Annotated in this window: 4 protein-coding genes; all 4 read left to right on the plus strand. The window is 44.1% G+C overall.

The window, feature by feature from the left end:
* Positions 1–139: 139 nt before the first annotated feature.
* The 4 genes from BCT81_RS07460 (at position 140) to BCT81_RS07475 (ending at position 4,855) form a co-directional block, all read left to right on the plus strand.
* Complete coding sequence (locus BCT81_RS07460) at positions 140–370, plus strand: hypothetical protein (RefSeq protein ID WP_004735813.1); 231 nt, start codon at positions 140–142, stop codon at positions 368–370.
* Between the two features lie 123 nt (positions 371–493).
* Positions 494–2,359: an assimilatory sulfite reductase (NADPH) flavoprotein subunit gene (locus BCT81_RS07465; protein WP_102423709.1), complete on the plus strand. Its 1,866-nt coding sequence runs from the start codon at positions 494–496 to the stop codon at positions 2,357–2,359.
* Positions 2,359–4,086: an assimilatory sulfite reductase (NADPH) hemoprotein subunit gene (gene cysI / locus BCT81_RS07470; protein WP_102423710.1), complete on the plus strand. Its 1,728-nt coding sequence runs from the start codon at positions 2,359–2,361 to the stop codon at positions 4,084–4,086. The genes BCT81_RS07465 and cysI overlap by 1 nt, the downstream gene beginning before the upstream one ends.
* Entirely contained in the window at positions 4,079–4,855 is a 777-nt protein-coding gene (locus BCT81_RS07475) for a phosphoadenylyl-sulfate reductase (protein ID WP_061034294.1), read from the plus strand. Before cysI ends, BCT81_RS07475 begins: the two co-directional genes overlap by 8 nt.
* The last annotated feature ends 498 nt before the right edge of the window (positions 4,856–5,353 follow it).

Below are 5,353 nucleotides of genomic sequence, written 5' to 3' on the forward strand. Positions count from 1 at the left end.
GCGTTTTTTTATATCTGTTGATTATATCTTTCTGGAATTAGTTAGCACATTCATCACTTTCGACCATCCTTATACAGAGAGCTGATTAACGTCTATTCTTATAAGGTCTATGTTGTTGGGTCAGAACAAGGGATGGAATATGACACTCAATGAATTACGCAATTTATATCGAGAAAATTTGTTAGTTGAAGCCATCATAGAGCCCTCAATACAAGAAGGGTCTTGGGTTGTGGAGTTTCGCCATATGGGCGGCGGTTTTGTTCTGCTTACTGATGTCCACGGTGAGGAGTGCCATTATGCGGATTTAGATCTAGCATCTAAGTCGGCAATGGCAGTGGGTTTTCAACAAGTTCGTATTGAAAACCAGTAGCCCATTTACCCATTCAATCGCTTTTTACTTCCAAAAAGTTATAAAACATACTTTTCTATTCTTTCTTGTTATTAAAAGGAGTGGTTAATCTATCGTCACGCAATGATTAGGGATGTCGTGACCATGTCTTTAAATAAGAAAGAGTCTTCACAAAATAATAATGCACAGTCTGGGGCGAACGAGCTACCTGGATTAGCTGCACCGCTTAATGACCAACAACTGGGTCATCTTCAACAAACTGTTTCCGAATTATCTTCTCAGCAATTGGCATGGGTCAGTGGTTACCTATGGGGTGTGAGCCAAGCTCAACCTGTGGGCGCAGCCGCACCGATTACTCAAGCAGCTGCGGCGGTTGCTGCAAAACCTGCTGGTAAGCTCAGCATTATCTTTGCTTCTCAAACCGGTAATGCTAAAGGCGTCGCTGAATCACTAGAGGCAGAAGCAAAAGCCTTAGGTATCGCCGTCGAGCTTTTCGATGCCAGTGATTACAAAGGCAAGAACCTAGCGAAAGAGACGCACGTCATTTTCGTGGCTTCGACTAATGGCGAGGGTGAAGCGCCAGATAACGCGATTGAGCTGCACGAGTTCCTACAATCAAAGAAAGCGCCAAAGCTATCAAACTTACAATACGGTGTGATTGGTCTGGGCGACTCAAGCTACGAGTTTTTCTGCCAAACCGCGAAAGACTTCGATAACTTCCTAGCCAAGCTTGGTGCCAAATCATTTGTTGACCGTCTTGACTGCGACGTGGATTACGAAGCGGCAGCAACAGAGTGGCGTGCTAAAGCTCTATCACAAGTACAAGAAACACTGTCGACGGGCGCAGAGGCTGAGGTAGTTCAATTACCAGTAGGTCAAGCCGCTTCAGGTTATTCGCAGTACACCAAGCAAAACCCGTATACAGCAACATTGCTAACAAGCCAAAAGATCACAGGTCGTGATTCGGGTAAAGATGTTCGTCATATCGAGATTGATCTGGATGAGTCCGGTATTACTTATCAACCGGGTGACGCACTGGGTGTGTGGTATGAAAACAGTTCAGAATTAGCGAATCAGATTCTTGCTAAAGTTGGGCTCTCTGGTATCGAGAGCGTAGATGTGGATGGTGAAAACCTCTCTATTCATAGTGCTCTAGTGAGTAAGTTCGAGATAACGGCTTCAAACCCTCAACTTGTGACTAAGTTTGCTGAGCTATCTGGTAGCAAGAAACTGTTAAAGCTGGTGGAAGATAAAGACAAGCTTCGTGAATACGCGGGCAACACGCAAATTGTTGATGTATTAGCTGAGAAGAAAACCAAACTATCGGCTGATGAACTTCTAGGCCTGTTGCGTAAGCTTACACCTCGCCTGTACTCAATCGCATCGAGCCAAGCTGAAGTGGATGAAGAAGTTCACCTAACCGTTGGTTTGGTTGAATACCAAAAAGGTGAAGAGTCTCGCTTAGGTGGAGCATCAAGTTTCCTAGCTCAGCGTTTAGAGGAAGGTGGTGAAGTGAAGGTGTTCGTTGAGAACAACAATAACTTCAAGCTACCACAAGACGACAATACTCCAATCATTATGGTCGGCCCTGGTACTGGTATTGCACCATTCCGCAGCTTTGTTCAAGAGCGAGAAAACAATGACGCTCAAGGTAAGAGCTGGTTGTTCTTTGGCGACCGTACCTTTACTCAAGACTTCCTATACCAAGTTGAATGGCAGAAGTACCTCAAATCTGGTGCGCTAACTAAGCTAGATGTTGCTTTTAGCCGAGACCAAAAAGAGAAAGTGTATGTACAAGACCGCTTAATCGAGCAAGCAGAACAAGTATGGCAATGGCTACAAGAAGGCGCGTACTTTTATGTGTGTGGCGATGCGACTCGAATGGCGAAAGACGTACATGAAGCACTAGTTACGATTGCTGAACAGCAGGGCAATCAAAGCCGCGAACAGGCTGAGCAATTTATTAATGATTTACGTAAAGCAAAACGTTACCAAAGGGATGTGTACTAATGAGCAAGCAAGTAATAGAGCAAGAAGTGCTAGGCCAAGTACTTGGTCCGTTGGCTGACAATGAGCGTCTAAAGCGTGAGAGCAATAACCTGCGCGGTACGATTGAGCAAGACTTACAAGATCGTATCACTGGTGGTTTTACAGCAGATAACTTTCAACTGATTCGTTTCCACGGCATGTACCAACAAGACGACCGTGATATTCGTAACGAACGTGCTAAGCAAAAGCTAGAGCCTCTACATAACGTCATGCTTCGTGCGCGTATGCCAGGTGGCATCATTACTCCTAAGCAGTGGTTAGCAATAGATAAGTTTGCCGATGAAAGTACCTCTTATGGTTCAATCCGTTTAACGACTCGTCAAACGTTTCAGTTTCACGGCGTGTTAAAGCCAAATATCAAGCTGATGCACCAAACGCTAAATAGCATTGGTATTGATTCAATTGCTACTGCGGGTGACGTAAACCGAAACGTTTTGTGTACGACAAACCCAGTAGAATCTGAACTTCACCAAGAAGCCTATGAGTGGGCGAAGAAGATCAGTGAACACCTACTTCCTAAAACTCGTGCTTACGCTGAGATCTGGCTTGATGGCGAGAAATTAGAAACAACCGATGATGAGCCAATCTTAGGTAATAACTATCTACCGCGTAAATTCAAAACAACAGTTGTGATCCCACCACAAAATGATGTCGACGTTCACGCTAATGATCTTAACTTTGTCGCTATTGCTGAAGATGGAAAGCTGGTGGGCTTTAACGTGTTAGTCGGTGGTGGCTTAGCAATGACGCACGGTGATACTTCTACTTATGCTCGTAAAGCTGACGACTTTGGTTTTGTGCCACTAGAAAATACGTTAGATGTTGCGGCAGCGGTTGTTACCACACAGCGTGATTGGGGTAACCGTTCAAACCGTAAGAATGCAAAAACTAAGTACACACTAGACCGTGTAGGTATTGATGTGTTCAAAGCGGAAGTTGAAAAGCGTGCGGGTGTTAAGTTCTCGGAAAGTCACCCTTATGAATTCACGGAGCGTGGTGATCGTATCGGCTGGGTTGAAGGCATTGATGGTAAGCACCACTTAGCGCTGTTTATTGAAAATGGTCGCTTGCTTGATTTCCCTGGTAAAGCATTGAAAACCGGTGTTGCAGAAATTGCTAAGATCCACAAAGGCGATTTCCGTATGACGGCAAACCAAAACTTAATTGTTGCTGGTGTTCCTAAGAGCCAGAAGGCAAAAATTGAGAAGCTTGCTCGTCAATATGGTTTGATGGATGACGCGGTAAGTGAACAACGCAAGAACTCGATGGCGTGTGTAGCATTTCCAACATGTCCTCTAGCAATGGCAGAAGCCGAACGTTTTCTTCCTGAGTTTGTTACCGATGTTGAAGGCATTCTCGAGAAACACGGTTTACCAGAAGACGATAACATTATCCTTCGTGTAACCGGTTGTCCAAATGGCTGTGGCCGTGCAATGTTGGCTGAGCTTGGTTTAGTAGGCAAAGCGCCAGGTCGTTACAATATGCACTTAGGTGGCAACAAAGCCGGTACTCGTATTCCTAAGATGTATAAAGAGAACATCACATCAGCTCAGATCTTAGAAGAGATTGACACGCTGGTGGGCCGTTGGGCAGTAGAGCGAGAAGAGAACGAAGGGTTCGGTGACTTCACAATCCGAGCTGGCATCATCCAAGAGGTGATCATTTCAAAGAGGGACCTGCATGCATAATTCTGTCGCTTCAAAATTGAAGTTAGCAGAGCTGCTCGCACTGACCAAGACGGAGCAGGTACTTCGTCTTGGACAGATAAATGCAGAGTTAGAACAGCTAACTGCTCTAGAAAGAGTCAAATGGGCACTAGAAAACTTAGAAGGGACACATGTGGTGTCTTCAAGTTTTGGAATCCAAGCAGCACTCATGCTGCACTTAGTCACTCAGGCAAAGCCGGATATTCCAGTTATCCTTACCGATACCGGGTATCTATTTCCAGAGACCTATCGCTTTATAGATGAGTTAAGCCAGAAGCTCACTTTAAACCTACAAGTATTTCGTGCTCAGCAAAGTCCTAATTGGCAAGAAGCACAATATGGAAAACTTTGGGAGCAAGGGCTAGAAGGTATCGAGAAGTATAACAAGCTCAATAAAGTCGAACCGATGAGAAGGGCGTTAGATGAACTTGAGGCAGGTACTTGGTTCTCCGGCTTGAGAAGAGAGCAATCCCAATCACGTGCAAATTTGGCAATCTTGTCTATCCAAAATGGTGTGTTTAAGTTCTTACCTATAATTGATTGGACCAATAAAGATGTTCACTACTACCTAGAAGAGCACGGTCTGAGTTACCATCCGCTTCGAGAGCAGGGTTACCTTTCAGTTGGAGATACACACACAACTAAGAAGTGGGAGCCTGGTATGACAGAAGAAGAAACCCGCTTTAACGGGTTAAAACGAGAATGTGGGCTTCATGAGGACGATGGCGAACAATATGGCTCAGGTATTTAGGCTCATTGTTTATTAAAAAGCTGCGTTAGGGCAGCTTTTTTGCTTTTCTGGAGGCAAAATAATAACGCCTGTGGATAACTCTGTGATTATTTTGTAGGTACTTTGTAAGTAAACTTGCATAAATAAGCCCTTGGTGGTTTATCCATCATGTAAGCCTTGTTTTTGCATTTTTCTTAAATAAACACTTGCCAATGTGAGCGACATCTCTATAATGCCGCCTCACTGACACGGCAGACGCCATAAGGCTTCAGCAAAGAATGTTGGTTAGGCAACTAGCTTCAAGCGATTATTCGCTTCTACTTTTAGAAAGTAGAAATTAATTTTCAAAAGTGTTTGACACTGAAGATTAAGTCGCTAGAATAGCCGCCTCTTCCGAAGTGATGTAAGTCACAACGAAGAGAAGTTCTTTAACAATTTAAACCTATCAATCTGTGTGGGCACTCGTTGATGAATATCAAAAATTGATTCTTAGGAATCACATTGATTTCAATGAACTGA

It is taken from the genome of Vibrio sp. 10N.261.52.A1 (genome assembly GCF_002876325.1).
In the GTDB taxonomy this organism is placed as follows: Bacteria; Pseudomonadota; Gammaproteobacteria; order Enterobacterales; family Vibrionaceae; genus Vibrio; species Vibrio chagasii.

Coding starts and splice junctions, on each gene's coding strand:
- BCT81_RS07460 (WP_004735813.1), top strand. CDS start 140: ATGACACTCAATGAATTACGCAATTTATATCGAGAAAATTTGTTAGTT.
- BCT81_RS07465 (WP_102423709.1), top strand. CDS start 494: ATGTCTTTAAATAAGAAAGAGTCTTCACAAAATAATAATGCACAGTCT.
- cysI (WP_102423710.1), top strand. CDS start 2,359: ATGAGCAAGCAAGTAATAGAGCAAGAAGTGCTAGGCCAAGTACTTGGT.
- BCT81_RS07475 (WP_061034294.1), top strand. CDS start 4,079: ATGCATAATTCTGTCGCTTCAAAATTGAAGTTAGCAGAGCTGCTCGCA.